We start from the raw sequence: 25117 nt of genomic DNA, 5'->3' as shown, positions 1-25117 counted from the left end.
GGAGCAATGTCTAGCATCAATGATCCAGAACTGTACGAGTCCCTACGCGAAGACGGTGCGTCCAAGGAGAAAGCCGCACGGATTTCCAATGCGGCCGCCAATGAAGGTAGGTCGAATGTAGGCAAACGCGGGGGAAGAGCCGATGACTATGAAGATCGAACCGTGGATGAACTGAGGGACCGGGCGAAGGAACTCGGCCTCACCAACTATTCCTCCCTCAAGAAGGACGAGCTAATCAAGAAGCTCCGGAACCACTGAGTCCGCCTCCATCGTCACACAGGGCTTCGCTACTCAACCAGGCATTTTACTTCGCGACCGGGCACCCTCTTCCCTCAGAGTGTGCCCGGTCGCGCCCTGCGCCGAGGAGCGCGTAAAGATCACAACGCCCGCACCTTCCGGTTCCATTCGGTGTTTTGCACAGTTCCCCGCCGACGGTATTTATCCACGAGTAATTGGAGGCGGCGGCGTGTGCCGCTCAGTACATGGCAGTCTGATCGACGGAAGGCTGGATGCTAGCCCACGGGGTTGCTTGCTGGCGGGGTGCCGATCGGGAGGAAATGCGTTGACTGTTCTGCGACCCCGACACGAGGCGATTCCGGCCCTCTCGTCCCGCCCAGTCTTTCAAGGGCTGAGTATCGTCCTCGTTGTCGTCCTGGGGCTGGCTGCGTTGCTGTTCCCAACCGCAGCTGACTGGTACTCGCGCCTGCGTCACGCTGAGGAAATCGGCGGTTACGAGCGGGTGGTCAGCGGGCTGGAAAGCCAGAAGAAGGAAGAACTGTTGCACAGCGCCGAGGCGTACAACGCCACCCTGTCACCCGACAGCCTCACGGATCCCTATGCGGTCGCGGGCGGTTATCCCGCCGGGCTCAGTGTTGAGGAAACTGATTCGGTCACCTTTCCCGCTGCGTATGGGACCCAGCTTGCCGTGGAAGGCTCGGATGCGATTGGGCGGGTGCGCTACGGGGAGGTTGGGATCGACCTGCCGATCTATCGCGGAACGGGCGACGACGTGCTGCGTGCGGGAGCCGGGCACCTGGTTGGCTCGTCGCTACCGGTGGGTGGTTCGTCGTCCCATACAGTTCTCACCGCGCACTCCGGCCTTCCGAATGCTCGGCTGTTCACTCCGCTACACGAAGCTGAGGTGGGCGATGAGTTCTTCGTTGAGGTGCTTGGTAGAGTCCACCGCTACCGAGTGGACGACATTGCCATCATTGAGCCCGATGAGCTCGACGCGATTCACATTGTCGCCGGGCGTGACTACGTCACCCTTTTCACTTGCACCCCGGTCGGGGTGAACAGCCATCGACTGCTCGTGCGGGGCGAGCGCATCCCTCAAGAGGACACTGACACGGCGGTAGGGGAGACGAGTGCGGCCGCCGGCTTCCCGTGGTGGGCGCTGATCTTTACAACGGGGACCGGAGCTACGGTGCTCTTTGTTCGCACGGGCGGGCGACGATAGCGTTTAAAAATATCGGGCTCCTCGGACAAACCTGTCGCTACGACCTGTGAGAGTGGCGCAGTTGGCGTCCATTTCGTCCGAAATTGGGATGATGGTCCCGACGGTAGCAGGGCAATGTTAGCTCCGTCCGAGATGCTCAGTAAGCCCGAGAAATCGGTGATATATCAATGAAATCTCACGAATTCGGAACTGTAACTTTAACTAATCCATTTTTTAGGGTTTTCGGGTCTATCCACGTTTTTTCCTGCTTTTCAAGTGATTAACCTCATTGTTGCGGTTTGTCCGGATTCGCTCAGATCTGACGTGATTGTTGATTTTGCGCGGAAAACTCACTGGGGCCTTTGATGATCGTTGAAGCGTCAACGAAAAAGCATTAACGAAACGGTGGCATTTCCTAAATAGGTTAGGTTAGCCTAACAACTAACGAAGTCTGTTCGTTTACTGATGCCTATACGAAAGAGTGCAGATGAAAACTCTGTCCGGTACCCGCTCTGGCCTGGTTGCCATGGCGGCTGTTGCAGCCCTGACGCTGGCTGCTTGCTCCGATGACGCCGACACCGATGAGGATGCGACGATCCCGGAGGAGACCTCTGCTGAGACGTCGGACGATGCGGATGTAGATGCTGAGACCGAAGACACCGAAGGTTCCGACGACGCGGCAGGTGCCCCCGCCGCCGAGGTGACCGATATGGGTGGCAACACCGTCGCCATCCCCTCGGATCCGCAGTCGATCATCGCAACCGACAACCGTATCTTCACGACGCTTGCCGAGTGGGATGTTGAGCTGTCCGGCGCACCGGTTGATCTCATGCCGAGGGCGAGGATATTCTCTCCGTCTACATCGACAACCCGGATATCGAGAACATCGGTAACCACCGTGAGCCCGACCTTGAGGTCTTCGTGACCGCGGCTCCGGACCTGATTCTCAACGGCCAGCGTTTCACGCAGTACGAAAAGGACATCCGCGGCCTGATCGGGGATGACACCGCTTTCGTCAACACGGACATCGATATCGAAAACAACACGATCGATGAAGAGCTTCGCGCTCTTACCACCCTCCTCGGTGATGTCTTCGGACGTCAGGCCGAGGCTGAGCAACTCATTGCCGACTTCGACGCCTCGATCGAGCGCGCCGCTGAGGCGTATGACCCAGAGTGGAGCGTTGTCGGTCTTCTGGCCTCCGGCGGCTCCATTAATTACGTGGCCCCGTCCACCGGCCGAGCAATCGGACCGGTCTACGACGTTCTTGATCTGACCCCGGCTCTCGACCGCGAAGGCTCGACGAACCACCAGGGCGATGACATCTCCGTTGAGGCGATTGCCGAGTCGAACCCCGACTGGATTCTCGTCCTCGACCGCGACTCCGGTGCTAGCACCGAAGACGCAGCGACAGCGCAGGAGCTGATCGCCGACTCGGAGGCACTGCAGAACGTCACCGCGGTTCAGGAAGGAAACATCATTTACCTGAACCCGAACTTCTACACCGCTGAAGATATCCAGCACTACACCGAGCTCTTCAACGCCATGGCAGACGCCTTCGAGGCGAACTAGCATCCATCGGGATTAAGTGATTCGCCCGGGGCAGCATCCGTTGCCCCGGGCACAACCCGGCCAGGGGCCGGAAGGAAGAATTGTGGTCATCTCAACTGAAACCAAGAAGACGCCAAAGGTGGAACGCGGCGTCATCGAGATTGCGGGCAAGCGACGGTTCCGTAAACCCACGGAACGTGGCGCTCTCGCAATCGGCATTGCGGTGACCATTGGCCTGGTTGTCCTCTCCCTTTTCGTCGGTGTCTACGACGTGTGGAGCACGGAGGACGGCTGGTGGATGTTCTTCATTACCCGCGTTCCGCGGACCATTGCTCTGATCCTGGCCGGTGCGGCCATGGCTATTTCCGGGCTCGTCATGCAGCTCATGACGCAGAACCGGTTCGTTGAACCGTCGACGGTTGGTACGACAGAATGGGCTGGGCTTGGCCTGCTCGTCACCATGATTCTTTTCCCGGGCGCCTCGATCATGGTCCGCATGATTGGCGCCATTGGCTTTGCCTTCTTCGGCACCATCGTTTTCTTCATGTTCCTGCGGAGAGTGACACTGAAGTCCTCTCTCATTGTTCCGATTATCGGAATCATGCTGGGCGCGGTTGTTGGATCCGTCTCCACATTCATTGCGCTTCAGACCGATCAGCTTCAGAATGTGGGACGCTGGTTCTCCGGTTCATTCACCGAGGTTACGAGGGGTCGCTACGAGCCGCTCTGGGCAGTCCTCCTTCTTCTCATCATTGTCTTCTTCATTGCGGACCGTTTCACGGTTGCTGGCCTCGGCAAGGAAGTCGCGACAAACGTTGGCCTCAACTACAACGCGGTGATCTTTACCGGCGTCACGATCGTCGCGGCAATCACCGGCGTGGTCACCGTCGTCATCGGCTCCCTGCCGTTCCTTGGCTTGATCGTCCCGAACATGGTGTCCCTGTTCCGAGGCGACAACCTGAGGACGAACCTGCCCTGGGTCTGCATCGTTGGCATTTCTATCGTGACCGTGTGCGACATTATTGGCCGCACGATCATCATGCCGTTCGAGATTCCGGTTTCTCTGATCCTCGGTGTTCTCGGCGCGATCGTCTTTGTGTTCCTTCTCGTGAGGCAGCGTCGATATGGCTAGAGCAGCAACACTGTCGATCTGCGATAAAGAACTGAAGGAGTTGAGCATGAACCCGCCGAGCAACAAGCTTGAAGACCTGCCGGTGATTGATTCGATCATCGCTCCGGCAAGGCCCGTCAAGGTGCCGAACACGGTGGCGGATATCGTGCCCGATTCTGTCACCGACGAGCCCGAAGCGGCGGCAGAGCCCAAGCAGAAGGCTCCGCGTAAGAAGCGTTTCGTGCGCTCCACGTGTTCGCGCGGTGCTCATTCGGGCCCCTTCACCTCCACCAAGCAGCGGGTTCGCTACACACTCGTTATCGGAATCCTTCTTGCGCTTGCGGTTGTCACCACGTTCGGCGTGCTCGGCTACGACAATGGCATGGAGTTTGGCTCGGAAGGCTACTGGAAGATCGCTGGGATGAGGGCGGAATCGCTCGTCGTTATGGTGATCGTGGCACTCTGCCAGGCGTTTGCCACCGTCAGCTTCCAGACCGTCACCGCCAACCGGATCATCACGCCGTCGATCATGGGCTTCGAATCCCTGTACACGGTGATCCAGACATCCGTCGTGTTCTTCTTCGGCGCCTCCGGTGTCATGCTGACCATGGGAATGACGCAGTTCATTCTCCAGGTTGGCCTCATGGTTGCCTTCGCGGGCGCCCTCTACGGCTGGCTGCTGTCGGGCCGGTTCGGGAACATGCACATCATGCTTCTCGTTGGTGTTGTTATCGGTGGCGGCCTCGGCTCACTCTCCACCTTTATGCAGCGTGTCATGGACCCGAACGAGTTCGATGTCCTTACCGCTCGGCTGTTTGGAAACCTGTCGAATGCCGACTCGGATTACTTCCCGCTCGTTATTCCTGCCGTCCTTGTCTGCTGTGTCCTGCTGTGGATGAAGGGCCCCCGCCTTAATGTGCTGGCACTCGGCAAGGACGTCACCAGCAACCTCGGTATGAACCACAAGCGCGAGACGATGAAGGTGCTCCTGCTTGTCTCAATCCTCATGGCGATGACGACCTCGCTCGTCGGCCCCATGACCTTCCTGGGCTTCCTTATTGCGACGCTCGCGTACTCGATGACCGACACGTACGACCACCGCCTGATCTTCCCGGTGGCAACGCTCCTCGGCTACGTCGTCCTCAGCGGGGCCTACTTCATTCTTCGACACGTTTTCTACGCTGGGGGAGCGGTCACCGTCATCATCGAGATGGTCGGCGGCCTCGTCTTCCTCATCGTCATCATGAGAAAGGGACGCCTGTGATTAGGCTCAAGGAGCTCCTCAAGGTCTACAGCGAAGAGGTCCAGATTGGACCCGTCACGCTCGACATCCCCGAAGGCGGCATTACTGTCCTGGTCGGCCCGAACGGTGCCGGAAAGTCCACCATCCTCACGATGATTGGCCGACTCCTCGACATCGACAGTGGATCGATCGAGGTCGCTGGCATGGATGTGAAAAAGACCCCCTCGAAGGAGTTGGCTAAGAAACTGTCGATCCTCCGCCAGGAGAACCACTTCATCACGCGTCTCACCGTGCGTCAGCTCGTCGGCTTTGGCCGTTACCCCTACTCGCAGGGACGCCTCACGGTTGAAGATGAGGAGCACATCAGCCAGGCCATCGAGTTCCTCAACCTGACCGAACTGGAGAACCGCTACCTCGACCAGTTGTCGGGCGGTCAGCGTCAGCGCGCCTACGTCGCCATGGTGCTTGCCCAGGACACCGACTTCCTTCTGCTTGACGAGCCGCTCAACAACCTCGACATGCAGCACTCCGTCCAAATGATGAGGCAGCTCCGTCGCGCCGCTGATGAACTGGGCAAGACGATCGTTATCGTCCTCCACGACATCAACTTCGCAGGCAAGTATGCCGACTACATATGCACCCTGAACGACGGCAAGGTCACCGAATTCGGTCCGGTCGACGAGATCATGCAGCCCGAGGTTCTGTCCCGCGTCTTCCACACCGAAGTCAAGATTCTCGAAACTGAAGAAGGTCTCGTCGCCTCCTACTACTAGAAACTAAAAAGGCGTGCTGCCCGAACAGGGAAGTAGCGCCGCTGGGGTGCGCGTGTGGCGTACGCCCTTGATATCGCCCCAACCAACGGCCTATAGTTAGGCAAACCTAAGTTGACTGGAGTTACATGACCCGCGAGCGCCCCAACCGCCCGACCACGCACCTCGAGGTGATCTCGAAGGAGTGGCTGACGCCCGACATGCTTCGACTTGTTGTCGGCGGCCCCAACTTCCCGGCCTTTGTCGATAATGGCTTCGCTGATGCCTACGTCAAGATTGTCTTCGATCACGAGGGTCGTCCCTACCCTGAACCCGTTAATGTCAGTGCCCTCAAGGCGGAACTTCCAAGCGACCAGTGGCCAAAGACTCGTACCTACACGGTGCGTTCGGTTGACCACGACAAGCAAGAAGTTGCCATCGACTTTGTCATTCACGGAGACGAGGGGCTTGCTGCCCCGTGGGCGGTCGCGGCTGAGCCCGGCGATCTCATCCAATTCATGGGTCCCGGCGGTGCCTGGTCACCCGTCGAGGATGCCGATTTCCACGTCTTCGTTGGTGACGAATCTGCTGTACCCGCCATCGCGGCGGGCCTTGAGCGACTTCCTGAGGACGCGGTCGGCGCCGTTGTCCTCGAGGCGTCCGAGCACATGCTGGAGATCTCCAGCCCCGCAGGCGTATCGATCGACTGGTTTGTGCGCGGTGAAGCCGCCTACGACCCGGATGCTCTGTCGAAGCGCGTGCGCGCACTCGATCTCGCACGTCGCGAAGGCCAGGTGGCTGTCTTCGCCCACGGTGAGCGTGAGGCCATGAAGGGCCTACGCCGCGTGTTCAACGAGCTTGAGATCCCCAGGGAACGCCTCTCGATCTCCGGCTACTGGGCGAACGGCCGCGTGGAGGATGTCTTCCAGGCTGAGAAGCGTACCGACATCGGCAAAGTATAAGGGCCGAGTTGCCGGACTGGGTGCGAGCCGAGTCTGAATAAACGTGACGGGGGTCGACCAATTGGTCGGCCCCTTCGTTTATTTCGAGCGAGCAGCTGGAGTCCATCGCGTGAATAACTCGATCCGTTCCTGATTGTCTAGCCCTGTCGACACTGCCTTTCCCGCCTGGTGTGTCGGTGCGTGCGCTTGCGCGGGTTAGGCATGCCGGTTTCCTCTCTGTCGCACGCGTGGCGGGTGGCGTGTCCTGCGGTGGAGCGGGGTCCGGGGCGCTTGACCACGCATACCCCAGGGGGTATATTTGGTTTTGTTGTATCGCACGAGCTTGAAGGCTGAAATGAAGATTGTTGTTGTTGGAGGAGTTGCCGGTGGCATGAGCTTCGCGGCGCGTGCCCGAAGGTTGAACGAGTCGGCCGAGATTATCGTTCTTGAGCGTGGCCCATACGTGTCGTTCGCGAACTGCGGTCTGCCTTACTACGTCAGTGGCGAGATTGAAGATAGAGCGAAGTTGCTCGTCCAGACCCCGGAGTCACTTGCGGCCTCCCTGAACTTGGATGTTCGAACGGGGCACGACGTCGTCTCGGTCGACGGGGAGGGCCGTCGACTGCTTGTTCGCACCGAGACTGGTGAAGAATCTATTGACTACGACAGGCTCGTTCTGGCACCTGGTGCGAAGGCGATCCAGCCCGATATTGCGGGCCTAGGCCAGTCTTCCCGCGTTCACACGCTACGAACTGTCGATGACGCGATTGCGATCAGGGGCAAGGTTGATTCGGGTGTGCGAAGGGCCGTTGTTCTCGGTGCTGGCTTCATCGGTGTTGAGGCTGCCGAAGGCCTTGCTATGAACGCGCTGGAGACAACGCTGGTAGAGCTTGCCCCGCAGGTGCTCCCTCCGTTGGATGCTGAGCAGGCTTCGCTCGTCGAATCTGAGCTGAAGAGCATGGGCATTGCGGTTCGCACGGGCGTCGCGGCAACCGAGATCAGGTCCGGCGCCGAAGCCGACACGGTCGTGCTGTCCGACGGTTCGGAGCTTGTTGCCGACGTTGTTGTTCTTTCCGTAGGGGTCCGTCCCGACACCGCTTTCCTTGCGGATTCGGGGCTGGAGATGGACGGGGGAGCACTTGTGGTTGATGAGCATGGTCGCACGTCGCTTCCCGACGTATTTGCCGTTGGGGACGCCACGGTCAGTACGGATGCGGTGACCGGGGTTCGCCGACCGGTGGCGCTTGCTGGCCCGGCCAATCGCGCAGGGCGCCTCGTTGCGGACTTTGTCATGAGGCCGGAAACCGCCCGCCCTATCCCGCACCCCCTCGGGACCGCGATTGTGCGTGCAGGAAACCTGACCGCGGCCATGACGGGAGCGAACCGGCGTTCTTTGGTCGGTGCCGGAATTTCCTTCCACACGCTTCACCTGCACCCTGCCCAACACGCCGGATACTTCCCCGGGACCAGCCAGATCCACCTGACGGTGCACATCCGTCAGGGTGATGGCCTGATTCTCGGGGCTCAGGCCGTGGGTGCCGATGGCGTCGATAAGCGCATCGATGTGCTCGCCACGGCAATGAAGGGCGGGGCCCTTATCGGTGATCTTATCGATCTCGATCTGTCATATTCGCCGCCCTATGGCCAGGCGAAGGACGCCGTCAACCTTGCTGGCATGGTCGGATCCAATGTTCTCGACGGCACACTCTCCCTCTGGTACGCGGAGGATCTCGACGGTGTACGCGACAGTGCGCTGATCCTCGATACCAGAACCGATGGCGAGGTGGCCACCGGTATGATTCCCGGTGCTCTCCACGTCCCGCACACCGAATTGCGTGGCAGGATTCATGAGGTTCGGGATGCTGCGGCAGGCAGGCCCGTCCGTGTCATGTGCGCCTCGGGGGTGCGCTCGGCAATCGCGCACCGGGTTCTTGTGCAGAACGGATTCGATTCGGCCTCGCTGTCCGGCGGCATGCTAACGCTCCGCGCTGTCCTTGGAGAGCGTGTCGAAGAGGTTCTGACCGCGCCCGCGAATGTTCGATAGGACTGAGCGTCATGGCCGGTAAGCTTCGCGACAAGCTCTCGGGTGAGCGCATCCTCGCGGGAGTCATCGCCACTATTCTTGCTGTCGCAACCGCCGAGCTCTCCCTTGAGAACCAGGTTGCCGCCCTTGTGGCGGCGGCCGCCGCGATCTCCGCGGCCCGGCTAGCTATTCGTGGCAACTGTTTGGGTGGCTCAGTTTGCGGCACCGTTTCCGGGACCTGTCGGGTGCCGGAGACTACCGCAGTACAGGCTGAAAGCGAGACATAATAGGGATGTATAGGGAACGACTGCCGGGAATGCGGCGGAGAGGAAGAAGCCGTGAAGGATGAAGTAGCGCAGCGGAAGATTGCGAACCGGCTCAAGCGAGCAAAAGGGCAGCTCGATGGCGTTATCGCAGCCGTCGAAGGCGGAAGCTCGTGCAAAGACGTTGTTACCCAACTGTCCGCGGTGACGCACGCGCTCAACAGGGCAGGATTCCTGATCGTCTCCACGGCCATGGAGAACTGCATCTCCGATCCGGAAGGAACCGAGGAGCGAGAAGGTCTCACCACCGAGGAGCTCGAGAAGCTCTTCCTGGCACTCGCCTAGTCGGGAATGATGCCTGGCATGATGCAGTTGGCTACGGCACGGTGGGAACTCCGAGCGCGATGAAACCAGAACGTCTGTTGCCCCTCACGCGGTGACAGCCATAACGAAAAGTCGATAGAAGAGAAAGTTGATGACGCGATGTGCCGAGCAGTCACATGTAAGACCTGTGGCAAGACAACATGGGCCGGTTGCGGCCAGCACGTAGACGACGTGAAGCGGGGCGTTCCCGCAAGTAACTGGTGCAACGGCCATGACAACGACGAGGAAAAGTCCGGAGGATTCTTCTCCAAAGTCTTCGGCCGGTGACCAGAATGGGCCCTCCGATCTTCTGAGTTTCAGCGGACATAGTCTCTCTCTGTGAGCCCAGTGGAGCTTCTGCTTTTCGCTTTGCTCCCGGCCTGCCCCAGCCGGTTGAATAGTGGGTGGTCAGCTGCCCGCTACGGTGCGGGGTCGCGGGTTGGAACGGAGGAGCGTTATCGCAGAGCAGAAGAAGCCGAAGGCTCACCGCTCCACGAAGGCAACCGGTTCAAACCGGACGGCCGGGCAAGTCGCGGCAGATCGAAAGAAGTCAGCCGGCTCGCGATCCTCTCAGGGGACCGGTGTGAAGCGAAGGTCATGCCAAACGAGCCGGAAGCACGCCTCGACAAACGGGCGCAGGCGTGGCCGATCCGGTGCCACCGCACGCGGAAACGATGGGCTCCTACGGGTGGGGATTGCGCTCGCGGCCCTTGTTGCGGTGGGTCTTGTGCTGTTCTTCGCGTCCCGAGTTGAGCGAACTGAACCTGTTGACCCGGAGCCGATTTCTCCGTCCGTCCCCGTCGTGGAAGCTGGCGAGAGCGGCGAACAGTTCGGCGATGCTGGGCTTGCTCGGCTGGTCGATGACGAGTGGGTGGCGGCTGCGTCTGACGCAACGGGGATTCCCGAGCGCGCGTTGAGAGCTTATGCGGGGGCGGAAATCGCGTTCCGGCTGGAAGGCTCCACCTGCCAGATTGACTGGGCGACGCTTGCCGGCATCGGATACGTGGAATCCAGGCACGGGACCCTCCAGGGTGGGCTTATTGACGGCTCGGGCCAGCAGGTGCCAGAGATTGTCGGCATTCCACTCGACGGGAGCGGCTCAACGGCGAGCGTTCCGGACACTGACGGGGGAGTGCTCGACGGAGATGCGGTGTGGGATCGCGCCGTGGGCCCCATGCAGTTCATTCCGTCAACCTGGGACTTCATTGGTGCTGACGGCAACCTGGACGGGGTCAAGGATCCGCAGCACATTGATGACGCCGTGTTGTCATCGACCAGACTGCTGTGCCGGGTGGGCGGGGACCTGTCCGATAGCAGCAGCTGGATCGAAGCCGTCTGGTCGTACAACCGAAGCGTGGAGTACAACCGGGCTGTCACAGACGCCACAGACCGCTACCGAAGTGCGGTCGAAGGACTGTAGGTGCGGGACAATCCGCGTCATTCTGCCATTTAGCTCATTTCGGCAGGTTTGTGTAGATGCTGTAAGTCCCGAATCGTGACTAACTACACGCACGGTTTTTTCCGTGAAAAGTCCGATTTGGGACCCCCGGCCCAAGAAAATCCCGGGCGCCTTCCTAGTCTTAAAATACCAACAAAAAGGGCGTGACCCGCCCAGTGTGACAGGGTGTGACCCACCCTCCGGGAAGGAATGCAATGAGCATTATTAACGAAACTAAGGCATGGCAAGGATTCGAAACCGGAGCCTGGATTGAGCATGTCGATGTTCGTGACTTCATCCAAAAGAACTACACGCCTTTCGAGGGAGATGACTCCTTCCTTGCTGGGCCGACCGAACGCACACTGAAGATTTGGGAAATCCTTTCCGACATGTTCCCCGAGGAGCGCGAACGCGGCGTATACGACGTTGACGCCAAGACGCCCTCGACGATCACCGCTCACGAACCCGGCTACATTGATGAGGGCAACGAGGTCATCGTTGGCCTTCAGACCGATGCTCCTCTCAAGCGCGCCATCATGCCCTACGGCGGGTGGCGCATGGTTGAGGGTGCTCTCAAGACCTACGGCTACGAGGTTGACCCGCTCCTGAAGGAAGTCTTCACCACTCACCGCAAGACACACAACCAGGGTGTCTTCGATGTGTACCCGCCGGATGTTCGCAAGGCTCGTTCCTCCCACATCGTGACCGGCCTGCCGGACGCCTACGGCCGTGGCCGCATCATCGGCGACTACCGTCGCGTGGCGCTCTATGGCGTCGACTACCTGATTGAAGCCAAGAAGGCCGAGAAGGCCGCTCTCGATAACGAGCGTTCGGTCGAGGATGTTATCCGCGACCGCGAGGAACTCGCGGAGCAGATCCGCGCACTCGGTGAGCTCAAGGAAATGGCACAGTCCTACGGCTTCGACATCTCCCAGCCCGCGAGGACCGCGAAGGAAGCGGTCCAGTGGCTGTATTTCGCCTACCTGGCTGCGGTGAAGGAACAGAACGGCGCCGCTATGTCGCTTGGCCGTACCTCGACCTTCCTCGACATCTACTTCCAGCGCGATCTTGAGGCTGGCCTCATTGACGAAACCGAGGCCCAGGAAATCATTGATGACTTCGTCATCAAGCTACGCATCGTCCGCTTCCTCCGCACCCCCGAATACGATGAGCTGTTCTCGGGCGACCCTACCTGGGTGACCGAGTCGATCGGCGGCATGGGTAACGACGGCCGGACGCTCGTCACGAAGAACTCGTTCCGTTTCCTCCAGACCCTGCACAACCTGGGCCCGGCTCCCGAGCCGAACCTCACGGTTCTCTGGTCGGACAAGCTCCCCGAGGGCTTCAAGGCTTTCTGTGCTCGCACCTCGATCGAGACCTCTGCGATTCAGTACGAGTCCGATGAGCTCATCAAGGACAGCTGGGGTGACGACGCCGGCATTGCCTGCTGCGTGTCCGCCATGGCCATCGGCAAGCAGATGCAGTTCTTCGGCGCCCGCGTCAACCTTGCCAAGACCCTCCTGTACGCCATTAACGGCGGTAAGGACGAGGGCTCGGGCGTTCAGGTTGCTCCCGAGATGCCGGCGGTGGAAGGCGACGTTCTCGACTACGACGACGTTCTTCAGAAGCTTGACGTCATGATGGACTGGCTTGCCCAGACCTACGTGGATGCCCTCAACTGCATTCACTACATGCATGACAAGTACGCCTACGAACGCATCGAGATGGCACTGCACGACGCAAACATCCTGCGCACCATGGCCTGCGGTATTGCCGGTCTCTCCGTTGCGGCCGACTCGCTGTCCGCCATCAAATACGCCAAGGTCAAGCCGATCCGCAATGAAGACGGCCTCGTTGTCGACTACGAGACCGAGGGTGACTTCCCGACGTTCGGTAACGATGACGACCGCGTCGACGAGATCGCTGTTGCGCTCGTTCGTAGCTTCATGGAGAAGATCCGTAAGCTCCCCACGTACCGCAACTCGCTACACACCCAGTCGGTCCTGACCATCACCTCGAACGTGGTCTACGGCAAGCACACCGGCAACACCCCGGACGGTCGCCGCAAGGGTGAGCCGTTTGCGCCGGGTGCAAACCCGATGAACGGTCGCGACACCCACGGCATGCTGGCCTCGGCCCTCTCGGTCGCCAAGCTTCCCTACTCGGAAGCCCAGGACGGCATCTCCCTGACCAACACGGTTGTTCCGTCCGGCCTTGGACGTGACCTTCCTGAGCAGGTCCAGAACCTTGTCGGACTTCTTGACTCCTACATGGGAGCCGAAGGGTTCCACGTCAACATCAACGTGCTCAACCGCGACACGCTGTACGACGCCATGGAGAACCCGCAGAAGTACCCGCAGCTCACGATCCGCGTCTCCGGATACGCCGTGAACTTCGTGCGCCTGACCCGCGAGCAGCAGCTCGACGTCATCTCCCGCACGTTCCACGAGCGCGTATGACCGACGGCGTCACTGGTATGGCCGCACCCGAGGCCCTCGACATCGAGGTGCCCCGGGTGGCCGGATCCGGCATTGACGGCCTCGACCCCGCACCGGAACTCGACCGTTCAGCGCACCTCCAGGCGGTACGCGAAGGCAGAGTAGGTTCCGTTCACTCGTGGGAGCTCGTCACGGCCGTGGACGGCCCCGGCTCACGGATGACTCTGTTTCTGGCCGGGTGCCCGCTCCGATGCCTCTACTGCCATAACCCTGACACGCTCAAAATGAAAGACGGCGAACCCGTCACCGTTGAGAGCGTGATGAAAAGGGTTCTGCGCTACCGCGGAATCTTCAAGGCAAGCAAGGGAGGGCTGACCATCTCCGGCGGAGAGCCGATGATGCAGCCCGCGTTCCTCAAGAACATTCTTCGTGAAGCCAAGAAGCACGACATTCACACGGCAATCGACACGTCAGGTAACCTCGGGCACTACATGCTCGACAAGGACCTGGCCGACCTCGATCTTGTCCTTCTCGACGTCAAATCAGGAATCCCCGAAACCTATCGGGACCTGACCGGTCGCGAACTCCAACCCACCATCGATTTCGGTGACCGTCTCGCCAAACTCGGAAAGGAAATCTGGATACGCTTCGTCCTGGTACCAGGATGGACGGACGCGCCCGAGAATATCGACGCAGTCGCGAAGATCATTACCCGGTGGCCGAACGTTTCCCGCCTTGAAGTTCTACCCTTTCACCAGATGGGAAGAGATAAGTGGGAGACCATCGGAATCCCGTACCGACTCGATGACGTCGAACCGCCCTCGAACGAGGAAGCGGACAGGGTGCGCCAGCGCTTCCGCGATCTCGGCGTTTCCCTCGTCTACTAGACCGATGGCCCAGTGCCGCCGGACATATAACTAAAGATCCTGCTCCTGAGATTCGTCACCTCACGAGCCCTGCCATACACCAATGGCACGAAGGCCGGTCCTTCTACTTTTCCCGGGGTAGGAAGACCGGCCCTTCGCATCTCAAAACCTATCCGCTCGTCGAACATCGGCAGATGTCATGACGCGCAAAGCCCCAACAACACAATGACCTACGAAGAGGCGCATGATGATGAGCCACTTCCCACGGCTCCTGCAGGACCAGCGCACTACCGTGAGCGTGATACTCCCGGTCTTAGCTGCTCGGCTAGCCGCGTGAAGTATTTCTCGTGGTCGTCGAGGGAACGAGTCCACAGCTCCTGCGCTGACTGCGTGGAGCAAAGGTATTCGCGTTCGCGTGCCAGGATGGTCTGATATTCATCGATCCAGATGAGGGCTTCGGTTGCTGTTTTCTCGGAGAACCTGACCCAGTTCATCGTCCCGTGAATACGTAGGAGCGAGTAGCGGTCGACGTTATCGCAGTCGCCAACCGAACGAGCAAGAAGCGACGGCGCGTGATCGAACAGGTCATGGCCCGGGAAATCCGGTGATTCGGGATCGTAGTTCCATTTCCCATCCGTATGCATCGCAATGCCCTGGCAGATTTCCGTTATCCGTGTCTCCTCAAGCCCGAGCTCCTCAAGGATGGGCCGAGCGAGGATTGCTCCCGCCCTGCCGTGATCAACGGGAACCGTTGCATCAAACTTGCCGATGTCGTGCAGGAGGCAGGCGAGCTCAAGAATGTCAGGATCCATGCCTTCCCGTTCGGCGACAACGCGTCCAATGTGGGCGACTCTCAGGCAATGCTCGTAGCGGTAAAGGACCTGCTCCCGGTTGAGGGGAAGACCAAACAGGTGATCGTGCAATGCCTGGCGTGCTGGCTCGAAATACGGAGAAGTCACGAAGCAAGTATAGATGCGACCCACCTGCAGGAGTGCCCGACATTTTGCTTCCAGCGACATACTGCTCCTGAATTCTTGCCGACCTAATGCTTCCGCGTTTGCGCCGGCCTATCGGTACTGCCCAGGGGTGCGGCGCAGGATAACCCGCGACCGCACCGATCTTGCCGTCAACTGTGGTGGATCTTCAATGGTGGGGAACTACCACAGCACCGGTTGTTTCACTCTGGCTGAGTTACCCTATTCCGTAGCGATGGCCTCGAGGACGTCGAGTCGTGCTGCTCGCCGTGCCGGCAGGATCGAAGCGAGTGCTACGACGATGATGGCGAGGAGCAGAATGATGCCGAGGGTGCCCCACGGGATCGCGAAGATCGCATCAGCATCATCGGCGAGGTAGGTCGTGAGACCAATGGCGACCGGGACACCAACGACGATGCCGATGGCGGCGCCGAGAACAGAAACGATGATCGACTCGATGACGATGGAGCCGCGCACCCCACTCTTTGACAGGCCGATTGCTCGTAGCAGTCCGATCTCGCGCGTCCTATCGGCAACCGACAGGGACAGGGTGTTGACGATGCCGAGGGCCGCGATAACGATCGACAGCCCGAGGAGGGCGTAGAGCATGGTGAGAACCATGTCGATGCTCTGACCGATCATGCCGGCAAGGTCGTCCTTGTCGAAGATCTGGTACAGGTACAGGTCATCAACGGAAGCAATGACCTCTTCCTTGACCTCCGTGATGTCGTAGCCGTCTGCGACGTCGATGAGGATCACGGCGGTGTTGATGCCGTCGAGCTGCAGGGTGCTGAACACGTCTTCCGAGACGTACATCTCCGTCATGATGATCTCCGTGGAGACAATCGCGCCGATCTCGAATTCGACCGGGGCACCATCTGCTCCGTGCAGGCTGATCGTATCGCCAAGGCCAACGTCCTGCGAGTCCGCGAAGCTCTCGTGGATGGCGAGGTTGCCGTCCGTGAACGCAGTCATGTCACCCTCGACGAACACGAGGGCCAAAGCATCCACCGCATAGTCGGACATGGAAACCACGTAGGCCGGGGCCGGCTTCTCGCCCGGGATCATGGCACGACCAGTGTCAACCGACGTGTCGACCGACGCAACACCGTCCACCTGCTCCATACGTTCCACACCGACTGAAGGATCGGAGATCGGCAGGTTCGTCATGGAGACGAGGTCTGCCTGGATGGCTGAGTCGGTGATGTCGGACCGGGATGCCTTCATCGACGTGGCAAGGGTTGCTCCCGTGGCGACGAGGGCGACACCGATCATGAGGGCGGAGGCCGTTGACGCGGTCTTTCGCGGGCTGGCCTTCGTCGATTCGGAGGCGACCTTGCCGAGGATCGGGGAGATTCTGCGGAACGGCCACCCGAGGACCGCCACGGCGGGCCCGACCAGGGTCGGCGTCATGACGATGAGGCCAACGATGATGAAGAGGGCTCCCACCCCGAGCAGGGTCCCTGCGGGATCCATGGCACGCAGGGCGCCCGCCGCGAAGGCCACAACGCCCAGGGCAACGATGGTGCCGCCGATGATTGTGCGTACCGTGAGGGGTTTCTCGGCAGCTCCCGAGGTTTCCCTCATGGCTTCGATCGGGGGAGTGAGAGCCGCCGACCGTGCCGGCCTGAGGGCCGCGATTACGGTGACGATCACACCGATGATGATCGAGGTGATGATGATCGACGGGGTCATGATGAGGTCGGCATCGAGTGGCATACCCCAGGCCTCGAGCCCCCACCTGATGAGGAGGATCAGGCCCTGACCGGCAATGACGCCAACGAGGGAGCCGATGAGCCTGATGATGATGGCCTGGACGAAGACAACGACGAAGACCTGGCTGGGTGCCGCGCCAACGGCACCCAGCAGGACGAACTCCTTTTGGCGCTGACGAACCGAGATCCGGAACGTATTCGCGATGATGAAAATGCCGATACCGAGGGCCAGAAAGACGAAGATCAGGAGGAAGGTGTTGACCATGTCCAGGATCGACGAGATCGGCTCCTGGGTCTCCACCCACACCTCGTCCGCCGTCAGGACAGTGAAGTCACCGCCGAGGACGTCGCTGACATTGTCCCGGGCCGCGTCCGGGTCGGCACCGTCTTCGAGCACGACGGTCATCTCAGAAACGGTTCCGCCGGGACTGAACGACTCCTGGGCGAGTCCAGTGTCGATCACGGTGACGGAGGTGGCCGCCACCGATGTTCCTTAGGAGACAATACCGACAACCTCCACGTCCATCGGATTGCCGTTGATGAGAAGAACCGTTTCGTCACCCACCCACAGGTTGAAGCGCTCGGAGGTGCTCTCCTCGAGAGCGATCTCGTTCTGGGACGCGTGCCCGCGGCAGTCCGTGACAGTCCCCGTGTCGATTGCTTCCATCCACCCAAAGGCCAGTGCGGGTGCCTGAGCGAAGTTCGCTGGCTGTCCTTCCGCATCGAAGACGATTGCGTTGCCCGCGAAGGAAGGATAGGCGCCGGAGACGCCCTCGATGTCGTGAATCTCGTCGGCGACCGTGATGTCGCTGGGAGCGTTCCCCACCTGCGTAGCATCACTCGTGTTGAGCTCTTCACCGCGAACCGTCAGGTTATCGGTGATGGTGCCCTCGGTGAGGTTATCGAATGTCTCCCCGAGCACGTCGCGGAAGGCGAGGGTGCCGGACAGGAAGGCGATGCCGAGCATAACGGCCAGTGCCGTGAGGAAGAATCGGCCAAGCTGCGCGCGGCTTCCGCGCATCGTTACTTGCCACATGACTACCGACCGTCCCGCAGAGCATCCAGGGCGCTGTCGCGCGTCGGGTTGCGAAGCTCGCCCAAGATCTGGCCGTCGCGAAGCATGATCACCCTGTCCGCCCAGGCCGCGGCGTCCGGTTCGTGAGTGACCATGACGACCGTCTGGCCGAGCTCATCAACGGACTTGCGAAGGAACGACAGGATCTGTGAGGTTGCTTCCGAGTCGAGGTTACCGGTCGGCTCATCGGCCAAGACCACGTCCGGGGAGCCAACCATGGCACGCGCACACGCGACGCGCTGCTGCTGACCACCGGACAACTCGGTTGGCCGGTGCTCGAGACGATCGGCAAGGCCGACCGTGTCAACAACGTGATCGAACCGCTTTTGGTCGATCTTCCTGCCGGCGATCGTTGCGGGTAGGAGAATGTTCTCGCGTGCGTTGAGCGTGAGCACAAGGTTTAAAGGCTGGAAGACAAACCCGATGCGGTCACGCCGGAGCTTCGTCAGCTCCGGCTCCTTCATTGACGTCACCTCTTTGCCGTCAATCGTTACGGTGCCGGCGGTGGCTCCCTCGAGGCCAACAATGCTGTGCATGAGGGTGGACTTGCCGGACCCTGAGGGGTCCATAATCGCTGTCAGTTCACCGCGACCGATGTCGAGGTCGATTCCCCGGAGGGCGGGAACGATGGTGCTACCGCGCCCAAAGGTCTTCTCAAGATTACGTACGTTGATGACCGACTGGTCGATCGGGGCAAGGGTGGTAGTGAACGCGGACGTCGACACGAGGTCTCCTCGGTTCACTGTCTTTCAACGTTTTCGGTCAAACAGAGAAAAGTAACCGGAAGAATAAGGATTGACCTTGAAATACCACTGAGACGGCCCCTATTCACTCAGGGGATCGGTCTCCCAAGGTGATGAACCGCGCCGGGAAAGTGCCGTAAAGCGGTACTTCATCCCGTTTTTTGCGGTGTGCCAGCCCCGGTCCGGGTCGGCGCTGACAATATCCCAGCCCGTGACGGGAAGAGGGGGAGCGAAGGCGTCTGCGCCCTCGACGGTGATGTCGATATCGGTCACAACAATCCCGTCGAGAAGGGGGATCGATGCCTCGTAAATCTGTGCGCCACCCATGACCCAAGCGAGCTGATCACCAACCAGTTGCTGGGCCTCTTCCAGGGAAGAAACAACATCGCATCCGGGGAACAGTCGGCGCGTGCGCGTCACGACTATGTTGCGCCGCCCGGGGAGCGGACGATACTTCTCCTCAAGGGACTCGTACGTGCGCCTGCCCATGATCACGGGATGGCCCGTGGTCAGCCGCTTGAAGTGAACAAGGTCCTCGGGCAGGTGCCAGGCCATCGTGCCATCCCTGCCGATCGCCCGGTCGTGTGCCTGGGCCCAAATAGCGACGAGACTCATACGGCCACCGGTGCCTTAATTGACGGATGGTGCTCGTAGCCCTCCGTGAAAATGTCGTCCATGTCGTACTCAAAGATCGACGGAGCTTTCTTCAAGTTCAGGGTGGGGAAGGGGAACGGCTCTCGCGAGAGCTGCTCCTTGACCTGCTCGATGTGGTTGTCGTAAATATGGCAGTCGCCCCCGGTCCAAATGAACTCGCCAACCTCAAGACCCGTCTGCTGAGCCACCATGTGAGTCAGCAGAGCGTAGGATGCAATGTTGAACGGAACGCCCAGGAACAGGTCGGCGCTACGCTGATACAGCTGGCAGGACAGCTTCCCGTCAGCAACATAGAACTGGAACATCGTGTGGCACGGCTGCAGAGCCATCTCATCCAGGTCAGCCACATTCCACGCGGACACGAGGATCCGGCGCGAATCGGGAGTGTTACGGATCTGGTCAATAACTCGCTGGATCTGATCAATATGCTGACCATCAGGGGTGGGCCACGATCGCCACTGGTAGCCGTAAACGGGACCAAGCTCGCCCTTTTCATCGGCCCACTCATCCCAGATCGTGATGCCACGTTCCGTCAGCCAACCAATGTTTGTATCCCCGCGAAGGAACCAAAGCAGCTCGCCCTTAACCGCCTTCATCGCGACGAACTTCGTCGTGATCCGCGGGAAACCCTCGGACAGGTCAAACCTCATCTGGTGACCGAACACCGAACGGGTTCCCGTCCCGGTGCGGTCCGTCTTGCGATTACCGTTCTCCAGAACGTGGCGGAGCAAATCTTCATAGGCCGTATTCACCCCACCAGTGTAGGACAGGCGAGCGAGCTCAGAGAGGGAACCGTGTCAATACTCATCGAATGCAGTAGCCCCAGTGGGCACCCCGCTGCCGTCAACCCGGCGACCCAGCCCGACCGACTCGGCGCGACAATGTGCGCTTGGCTTTCGATCTGGTGGGCGGTCGGTGCGGATAGGGGAGGGTGCAGAAAAGGGCCGGAACGGCGAATACTCGCTGTCCCAGCCCTTTTCTGGCTGTGTGTACTAGCTGGTGCGCTCGCGGCGCGGGCCAACTACGCGTCGATGGTCTTGCTTTCGCTGTTCGCGTTCACTGCGATCTTGCGGGGCTTGGCCTCATCGGCGACCGGGAAGGTCAGGGTGAGAACACCGTCGGTGTAGTTGGCATCGATCTTGTCGACTGCGACGCCGTAGCCAAGGGTGAGCTGGCGGGCGAAGGTACCCGTCGGGCGCTCCTTGGAGAGCCACTCGATCTCGCCCTCCCGTGCCTTCCGCTCGGCGCGGATCGTCAGGGTGCGGTCATCAATGTCGATATCGATTGTTGAGGGGTCCACGCCGGGCAGGTCCAGCTCGGCCACGTACTCGTCACCGGTGCGGATCAGGTCCATCGGCATACCGGGGACGGACGGGCGCGTAAAGCTCGAGGAGAACATGCGCTCAAGGTCGTGGAAGGGATCGTTTCGCTTTGCCATTATGTCACTCTTTTCTCTCAGGGTCCTCCACCTGTTCCTTACCTCTGACCAGGCTCTCGGACCGACTGATATAAGTATCGAACTAGATTCAATAAGAGTCAAATAAAGTTGAGCGCCCTTCGCTCAAGGTGAACTGCATGTGCTGGATTGGCTCAATTCCTGTACTCCGCGAGTCCGCCAGGAAAGGTGAGATGAAGGTCTGCTCCACCGCCTGTTGAGGAATGCGTGAAGCTTTCAATCTGAAGTTGCCCTGGGGATTCCTAATGTGAGTCCCGGACCCGCGCCCGGCGTTGCCGGTGATGGGCCGGGATAAGCATTCGGAAATCGTGAGAGTCACCGGGCAAGCGGAAGAACCGAGCTATTAGAAGCTAGCTATTCTGTTGGGTGGGTTTGGTCGTCCCGTGGCAAACGTATCGGGACCCCGGTTGGGATCCCGATACTACCGATTCATGACGTGCGACTAGAAGGCACCACTTACGCGGAAGAGTTGCTCGTGTCCCTGAATTCGTAGGTGTTCTCGGCGGACGCTTCGAGGGTGCGTCCCACGGTGCAGTTGCGTTCGACCGCTCCGTCAACCTTCTTCTTTAAGGCAACGAGTTCGTCCTCGCTGAGGCCCGACAGGTCGAGGGAGAAGACGGTTTTGATAGCCGAGTAGCGGTTCTCTTCTTCCATGCGTTCCGGTTCGACATCGAGCACGACGTGGACGTCGTCTCCGAGTTCGTAGGTGAGCCGGTGATCCATTGAGAGACCAACACAGGTAGCACCTGCGAGCTGGAGGAGTTCTCCGGGGGAGAAGACCTCCGGTGCTTCGGGGTCACCGATCTTAACGATCGCGCCGCGGTCGTTCGTTGCTATCCATTCGCGGACCCCTGTCCGCACGGCTTTCATGATGCCAGGATGGCGTTGACGAGCTTCTGGTCACCCTCGAGAATGCCATCGATCTTCGAGGCGGCGATCTTCTCGATCTTGGCACCGACAAAAGGCATGTTGACCTTCACTTCGCCAGAGTACGTGCAGGAGGTGGAATCGCCGTTGGCGGTCAGCGTCTGGGTGAGGGAGACCGTGACGGGGAGGGATCCTACGTCGACCGTGAAGTCGGCCCTCGCAACGTCCGGGCCCGTGCCGTCCCAGGTCTGGGTGATCGTTGCGATGACATCGCGGTTGATCAGGCGGCGGAACTTATCGGGAAGCTTCGCGGCGGGGACCGTGACAACCGTGACTGCCTGTGGCGCAGTTTCTGCGTTCGTTACGGTGTGCTGGGGTGCGTCAAGGTCGCCTGCTTCGGTGCGCGCGCGGGCGAGTTCTTCGGAGATCAGCACCCTTTGAACGGATACGAGATCGGCGGAAAATGAGATGGTCCGTTCGAGATGCATATGTTCTCCTGTCGCGACGGGATAGGCTGGCAGTGTGCCAACGCTCTCCAACATGATAAATCAGGCAGGTACCCTCGACGCTGAGGGTGTCGAGCATATCCACCACCTCGTCGGTGACTGGCATCCGCTTGCCGATATTTCCTTCTCAGACCTCTTCATCGCGCTTCACACGAAGGACGACACGTTCCTCATAGCCTCGCATTGTCGGCCAGCCACGGCCGGGACCATCGAGGGTGAAGACGTCGTGGGCGATAGTGTTTCCGACAGCATCGAGCGTGCCGTCCGCAAGTCCTTCGAGACCGGCGAGATCCTCAGAACGGGTGTGGATCACCTGCGTTTCACGATGGTCCCGATTCGCGTGCCGTCCGGGAAGACTATCGGTGTCCTGGTAGTCGTCGCCGATGATCGGACGGATAGGATGCCGGACGCGGTGCAGAAGAACTACCACGAGATCGTGGAAAGCCTGCTCCACATGGTGTCCCGCGGGGACTTCCCGGCGGATGCTGCACCGTCTTCGTTCCGACATGGAACGCCGCGCGCCTCCGACGGCCTTATCCACATGGATGCGGAGGGAGTCGTTCTCTATGCCTCCCCGAATGCTCTGTCAGCATTCCACCGGCTCGGTGTGCGGGGCAGGCTCCCCGGGAAGGTACTGGCCGAGCAGGTCACCGACATCATGGAGTACAGCTCCAATGTTGATGAGATGCTTCCCGTCGTCATCCTCGGCAGAGGTACCTGGGCAACCGAAATCGAATCGCGGGGAGTTGTTCTTTCCCTGCGCGCCATCCAACTCAAAAAGAACGGTATGAGGGCAGGGGCTGTCCTCATGTGCCGTGATGTGACGGAGATCAGGCGCTCTGAACGCGAGCTCATGACGAAGGATGCGATGATCCGGGAGATCAACCACCGGGTTAAGAACAATCTGCAAACCGTCTCGGCCCTGCTACGGCTACAGGCGCGACGAGCATCGGATCCCGGTGCAAAGCAGAACCTTGAGGATGCTCAACGCAGGATCTATACCATCTCCATGGTCCACGAAGCACTCGCCGCCACGGGTGCCGACAAGGTCGAATTCGATGAAACCTTTGCCCGCCTTATGAGGCTCGCGGCCGGCGTGGCCACAACCGGCCAGCACGTCAGCACCCGGTTCGAAGGATCCTTCGGAAAAGTTCATGCCGAAGAAGCAACTTCGCTTGCCGTCGTTCTCAACGAGGTCATCACGAATGCCGTCGAGCACGGCTTCAAGGGGCGGGACGGCTCCATTGTCGTCACCGCCGACCGCCAAGGGGACCAGCTCGATGTGCAAATCATCGATGACGGTGTTGGTATCAAGGACGGTGAACGCGGCAGTGGCCTGGGTACCCAGATCGTTGAAACAATGATCCAGTCCGACCTGCTTGGGGATATCTCGTGGAATCCCAGGCCTGAGGGGGGCACGACCGTCAAGATCCACGCCCAAATGCGTCGTCGCGACTAGGCCTACCCGGCGCCGTCCGCGAGTGCTTCGAGGCCCTGCACAGTTTGGAGACAGGCTGGATTTGGATCCGGACACCCGTGACGCTCGAACGCAGTCCAGGAATCTAATCCCCGTCGGTGGCAGAATTCCGATCCCATCAAGCGGGGGACGCTGCTCCATTTAGGTACGAGTTGTGAGCCAAGCTTGGTGTGGGCGGGTGAGTGCTCGGTATCAAAGCAATAGAGAAGTGGCGACCAGCTGAACTGGTCGCCACTTCTCTATTGCTTTGCGTTAGGAAGCGCGGCGAGCGCGGGCGTTGCGACGCTTGAGGGAGCGACGCTCCTCTTCGGACATGCCACCCCAGACACCAGCATCCTGGCCGGTTTCAAGAGCCCACTTCAGGCAGGTGTCGCGCACCTCGCACCGGTTGCAGACGGCCTTGGCCTGCTCAACCTGAGCGAGAGCTGGACCCGAGTTGCCAATCGGGAAGAAGAGCTCGGGGTCCTCGGTGAGGCAAGCCGCGCGGTGGCGCCAATCCATAGATAATCGTCTCCTTAAAGATCCGGCGTCTGTAAACACCGGATGAACATCTAGTTCATTACCTTGTCATGAGGATCGCGAACGGTAAAGAGTTTTTTGACGTTCAACACCGGTGCATTCAGTCACAGCGTCGTGACGGTACTATTGGCACATGCTCAATGGAAAGTCGATGCGTACGGAGACAATTGCGGCAATTGGGGTGGGCCTCGAAGCGCTTGTTTTGTGCATCTGGTCGATAACAGTGCTGGTCTCGGGCTTGTCGGGAGAAACCGTTGTCACCGAAGACGGTAGCGAAACGACCCTCGGCATCTTCATGCTGATCGTCGGCCTCATGCTTGGTGGCATCGCTATTGCCGTCTGGAAAGACGTTCGCTGGGCCACCGGCCCCGCCATCACCCTCCAGGTTCTCCTCATCGGCGGCGCCGTAATCTCAACCGACTTCCTCAACATTGCTGCCCTCGGTGCGATCATTCTCTTCGCGGTTCTCGTTGGCATCGCCCTCATAGCCGTCCGCCGCAGACAGTTTGCCGACGGTGATGGCTTCTAAGCGCGCGTTGAACAAAGGGCTTTCTAAGCGCACGTTGAACTATGCGCTTTGCGCAGGTTCGGCACCGTGGGCCGACATGTCGGGCTCGGTGCCAGACGCTGTCGAGAGAATCAATTTTATTGCACGGGCCCGGGCACATGGTGGCTATATCCATGCGCCCGGGCTCGTTTTATTCGAG

General features: G+C 60.0%; 26 protein-coding genes. 16 read left to right on the top strand and 10 right to left on the bottom strand.

The window, feature by feature from the left end:
- The first annotated feature begins 6 nt into the window (after positions 1–6).
- The 14 genes from EJ997_RS06740 (at position 7) to pflA (ending at position 14445) form a co-directional block, all read left to right on the top strand.
- Positions 7–258 (top strand): DUF7218 family protein, encoded by a 252-nt coding sequence (locus EJ997_RS06740; protein WP_126703877.1) that lies wholly within the window; start codon positions 7–9, stop codon positions 256–258.
- Between the two features lie 304 nt (positions 259–562).
- Positions 563–1459 (top strand): class C sortase, encoded by an 897-nt coding sequence (locus tag EJ997_RS06735; protein ID WP_206501594.1) that lies wholly within the window; start codon positions 563–565, stop codon positions 1457–1459.
- Positions 1460–1925: 466 nt separating this feature from the next.
- The gene (locus EJ997_RS13155; protein WP_206501592.1) at positions 1926–2363 is read left to right on the top strand and encodes a hypothetical protein; all 438 of its coding nucleotides are present in this window, start codon (positions 1926–1928) and stop codon (positions 2361–2363) included.
- A complete protein-coding gene (locus tag EJ997_RS06730; RefSeq protein ID WP_265936813.1) occupies positions 2360–3010 on the top strand; it encodes an ABC transporter substrate-binding protein in 651 nt (216 codons plus the stop codon). The genes EJ997_RS13155 and EJ997_RS06730 overlap by 4 nt, the downstream gene beginning before the upstream one ends.
- Positions 3011–3092: 82 nt before the next feature.
- Positions 3093–4121: an ABC transporter permease gene (locus EJ997_RS06725; protein ID WP_323052599.1), complete on the top strand. Its 1029-nt coding sequence runs from the start codon at positions 3093–3095 to the stop codon at positions 4119–4121.
- Between the two features lie 46 nt (positions 4122–4167).
- Positions 4168–5364 carry an iron chelate uptake ABC transporter family permease subunit gene (locus EJ997_RS06720; RefSeq protein ID WP_126703876.1) on the top strand — a complete coding sequence of 399 codons (1197 nt, stop codon included), beginning with the start codon at positions 4168–4170 and terminating at the stop codon, positions 5362–5364.
- Positions 5361–6116, top strand: a complete 756-nt coding sequence (locus EJ997_RS06715; RefSeq protein WP_126703875.1) for an iron ABC transporter ATP-binding protein — start codon at positions 5361–5363, stop codon at positions 6114–6116. Before EJ997_RS06720 ends, EJ997_RS06715 begins: the two co-directional genes overlap by 4 nt.
- A 125-nt stretch (positions 6117–6241) precedes the next feature.
- Positions 6242–7054, top strand: a complete 813-nt coding sequence (locus EJ997_RS06710) for a siderophore-interacting protein (RefSeq protein WP_126703874.1) — start codon at positions 6242–6244, stop codon at positions 7052–7054.
- A 334-nt stretch (positions 7055–7388) separates the two neighbouring features.
- Positions 7389–9077 carry an FAD-dependent oxidoreductase gene (locus tag EJ997_RS06705; protein ID WP_126703873.1) on the top strand — a complete coding sequence of 563 codons (1689 nt, stop codon included), beginning with the start codon at positions 7389–7391 and terminating at the stop codon, positions 9075–9077.
- Between the two features lie 11 nt (positions 9078–9088).
- On the top strand, positions 9089–9343 hold the full coding sequence (locus tag EJ997_RS06700; RefSeq protein ID WP_126703872.1) for a hypothetical protein: 255 nt from the start codon (positions 9089–9091) through the stop codon (positions 9341–9343).
- A gap of 51 nt (positions 9344–9394) precedes the next feature.
- Entirely contained in the window at positions 9395–9664 is a 270-nt protein-coding gene (locus tag EJ997_RS06695) for a metal-sensitive transcriptional regulator (protein WP_126703871.1), read from the top strand.
- A 601-nt stretch (positions 9665–10265) separates the two neighbouring features.
- Positions 10266–11102 (top strand): lytic transglycosylase domain-containing protein, encoded by an 837-nt coding sequence (locus EJ997_RS06690; RefSeq protein ID WP_206501590.1) that lies wholly within the window; start codon positions 10266–10268, stop codon positions 11100–11102.
- A gap of 233 nt (positions 11103–11335) precedes the next feature.
- Positions 11336–13579 carry a formate C-acetyltransferase gene (gene pflB, locus EJ997_RS06685; RefSeq protein ID WP_126703870.1) on the top strand — a complete coding sequence of 748 codons (2244 nt, stop codon included), beginning with the start codon at positions 11336–11338 and terminating at the stop codon, positions 13577–13579.
- Positions 13576–14445 (top strand): pyruvate formate-lyase-activating protein, encoded by an 870-nt coding sequence (pflA, locus tag EJ997_RS06680; protein WP_126703869.1) that lies wholly within the window; start codon positions 13576–13578, stop codon positions 14443–14445. The genes pflB and pflA overlap by 4 nt, the downstream gene beginning before the upstream one ends.
- 266 nt (positions 14446–14711) lie before the next feature.
- Here the strand turns inward: pflA and EJ997_RS06675 are convergent, their stop codons facing one another.
- From EJ997_RS06675 to EJ997_RS06635, 9 genes are all read right to left on the bottom strand, one after another.
- Positions 14712–15383, bottom strand: a complete 672-nt coding sequence (locus EJ997_RS06675) for an HD domain-containing protein (protein WP_228201411.1) — start codon at positions 15381–15383, stop codon at positions 14712–14714.
- A 237-nt stretch (positions 15384–15620) separates the two neighbouring features.
- Complete coding sequence (locus EJ997_RS06670) at positions 15621–17597, bottom strand: ABC transporter permease (protein WP_126703867.1); 1977 nt, start codon at positions 17595–17597, stop codon at positions 15621–15623.
- A gap of 9 nt (positions 17598–17606) precedes the next feature.
- Positions 17607–18149 (bottom strand): ABC transporter permease, encoded by a 543-nt coding sequence (locus EJ997_RS06665; RefSeq protein ID WP_126703866.1) that lies wholly within the window; start codon positions 18147–18149, stop codon positions 17607–17609.
- Between the two features lie 2 nt (positions 18150–18151).
- A complete protein-coding gene (locus EJ997_RS06660; protein ID WP_228201410.1) occupies positions 18152–18913 on the bottom strand; it encodes an ABC transporter ATP-binding protein in 762 nt (253 codons plus the stop codon).
- Positions 18914–19012: 99 nt separating this feature from the next.
- A complete protein-coding gene (locus EJ997_RS06655) occupies positions 19013–19546 on the bottom strand; it encodes a dihydrofolate reductase (RefSeq protein WP_126703865.1) in 534 nt (177 codons plus the stop codon).
- Positions 19543–20355 (bottom strand): thymidylate synthase, encoded by an 813-nt coding sequence (locus tag EJ997_RS06650; RefSeq protein ID WP_323052642.1) that lies wholly within the window; start codon positions 20353–20355, stop codon positions 19543–19545. Before EJ997_RS06650 ends, EJ997_RS06655 begins: the two co-directional genes overlap by 4 nt.
- A 251-nt stretch (positions 20356–20606) precedes the next feature.
- The gene (locus EJ997_RS06645; RefSeq protein WP_126703863.1) at positions 20607–21023 is read right to left on the bottom strand and encodes an Hsp20/alpha crystallin family protein; all 417 of its coding nucleotides are present in this window, start codon (positions 21021–21023) and stop codon (positions 20607–20609) included.
- 474 nt (positions 21024–21497) lie between these two features.
- Positions 21498–21911, bottom strand: coding sequence for an OsmC family protein (locus tag EJ997_RS06640; protein ID WP_126703862.1), 414 nt, complete (start codon positions 21909–21911; stop codon positions 21498–21500).
- A complete protein-coding gene (locus tag EJ997_RS06635; protein WP_164719853.1) occupies positions 21908–22396 on the bottom strand; it encodes a DUF2505 domain-containing protein in 489 nt (162 codons plus the stop codon). The genes EJ997_RS06640 and EJ997_RS06635 overlap by 4 nt, the downstream gene beginning before the upstream one ends.
- Before the next feature lie 52 nt (positions 22397–22448).
- Here EJ997_RS06635 and EJ997_RS06630 point away from each other — a divergent pair, with 52 nt between their 5' ends.
- Positions 22449–23873: a sensor histidine kinase gene (locus EJ997_RS06630; protein ID WP_126703860.1), complete on the top strand. Its 1425-nt coding sequence runs from the start codon at positions 22449–22451 to the stop codon at positions 23871–23873.
- 270 nt (positions 23874–24143) lie between these two features.
- On the opposite strand, the gene EJ997_RS06625 is transcribed toward EJ997_RS06630, so the two are convergent.
- Complete coding sequence (locus EJ997_RS06625) at positions 24144–24392, bottom strand: WhiB family transcriptional regulator (protein WP_126703859.1); 249 nt, start codon at positions 24390–24392, stop codon at positions 24144–24146.
- A gap of 151 nt (positions 24393–24543) precedes the next feature.
- Here EJ997_RS06625 and EJ997_RS06620 point away from each other — a divergent pair, with 151 nt between their 5' ends.
- Positions 24544–24939 (top strand): hypothetical protein, encoded by a 396-nt coding sequence (locus EJ997_RS06620; protein WP_126703858.1) that lies wholly within the window; start codon positions 24544–24546, stop codon positions 24937–24939.
- The last annotated feature ends 178 nt before the right edge of the window (positions 24940–25117 follow it).

It is taken from the genome of Flaviflexus ciconiae (genome assembly GCF_003971195.1).
GTDB lineage: Bacteria > Actinomycetota > Actinomycetes > Actinomycetales > Actinomycetaceae > Flaviflexus > Flaviflexus ciconiae.
Note: the sequence above shows the minus strand (reverse complement) of the source record. Positions and strands in the feature narration are given on the sequence as shown.